General features: G+C 63.3%; 1 protein-coding gene. It reads right to left on the minus strand.

Features of this window, described 5'->3' with window-relative positions; all coding sequences use genetic code 11:
- Positions 1 to 203: 203 nt before the first annotated feature.
- A complete protein-coding gene (locus tag ABIB80_RS39260) occupies positions 204 to 1,409 on the minus strand; it encodes an integrase core domain-containing protein (protein WP_354129647.1) in 1,206 nt (401 codons plus the stop codon).
- Between the last annotated feature and the right edge of the window lie 80 nt (positions 1,410 to 1,489).

The raw sequence follows: 1,489 nt of genomic DNA on the forward strand, positions 1-1,489 counted from the left end.
AAAGTCGATCCAGTTTGAGGCCGCTGGTCAGCGATCTGCTGTGTTCCGGCGAGACGCATCCATGGCCTGGCCATTGTTGCTTGGCTCGCGCTGTCGCCGTCAACCCCGCGCGTGCCGCGCCCCTGTGGGCTTCGGGGGTTGACCGCGACAGCGGAGCAAGCAAAGGGCCTGCCATGCCAAGAATGCACGAGAGCGCGTCGCGCTCAGGGCGCTGCGGTGGCAGCTGAGACATCGGTGACGGGCTTCGGGCCGAACGGGTTGTCGAGCGGCTGCAAGGTTTTCTGCTCCAGATCGAAGTAACCGAGATCGTAGTGCATGAAGCTGACGAGCCAAATGCCCTCGTCGACCTCCTTGATGCCGAGCTTCTGACCGGCCAGCACGGTTGAGATGTTGATCTTCTTGCGATGCAGGCAGAGCCGCCCGCAAGCGGTGACGACAATGTCGCGGTCGTGGAAGGGGTAAGTCAGTTCGGGCAGGCCGTCATAGACGCGCGTTGAAGCGGTGTAGAGCTCGGCGGGGCACTTCATGCCGAGTGCCTCATGGGGCCGCTCGGTGTTGAATTCGTGCACGAAGGCATCGAAGCGTTCCTGCTGCTGCAGGCTGTTGAAGCCTGGCGGGCGGGTCGCTTCCTTTTTGAGGGTGAGGTGCATGCGCTCGTGCCGGCCGTTCTGCTGCGGACGGCCCGGCTTGATGCGCTCAATGGCAATGCCCAGCCGGAGCCACCAGACCGAAAGCTTCGACAGATTGAACAAGGCGTTGGGGCTGGCAAAGGGCACGCCGTTGTCGGAGCGAATGGCCAGTGGCAGGCCGCGCTCGTGGAACAAGCGCTCGAAGGCGGTCATGGCGGGGTCTTCGCGCGTCGAGTCGAGCGCCTCGCTCAGCAACAGGAAGCGCGAGGCGTGATCGCTGACCGTCAAGGGAAAGCAGTAGCGGCCATTGCCGAGCTTGAACTCGCCCTTGAAGTCGGCGCACCAGAGATCATTGGGGGCCGTCCCTTGCGACAGCGGCGTGCCGCGCGCACGGTGGCGCGGTCCGCCGCCGCGTTTGACCAGGCCGTGGCGATCGAGCACCGCATGAATGGTGCTTTTGGCCGGCACGCGAACATCGCCATCGAGCCGGCGCACCAGCAACTCGCGGATCTTGCGCGCACCCCAATGCGGCTTCTCGGCCTTGAACTGGACAATCAGGGTCTCGATCTGGGCCGGCAATTGGTTGGCGTAGCGAACCGGCCGTCGGGAGCGGTCGTTCAGCGCCTCGAGCCCGTGTTCCTTGTAACGATCGAAAATCTTGTAGCCGGTCTTGCGGGAGATGCCGAACTCCCGGCACACATCCGTCATGGCTTCCCCGTCCAACAGCCGGGCGACAAAGCGAAGGCGCTCTTCCATTACCGAACTCGCTTTCCACGGCATCTACACCTCCCGCAGAACAAAAGCGGAAAGTGTAACCCATGTGTCCGGTACGAACTGTCACCTATGTCTCGGGTCGCTCA

The organism is Bradyrhizobium sp. i1.15.2 (assembly GCF_040548425.1).
GTDB lineage: Bacteria > Pseudomonadota > Alphaproteobacteria > Rhizobiales > Xanthobacteraceae > Bradyrhizobium > Bradyrhizobium canariense.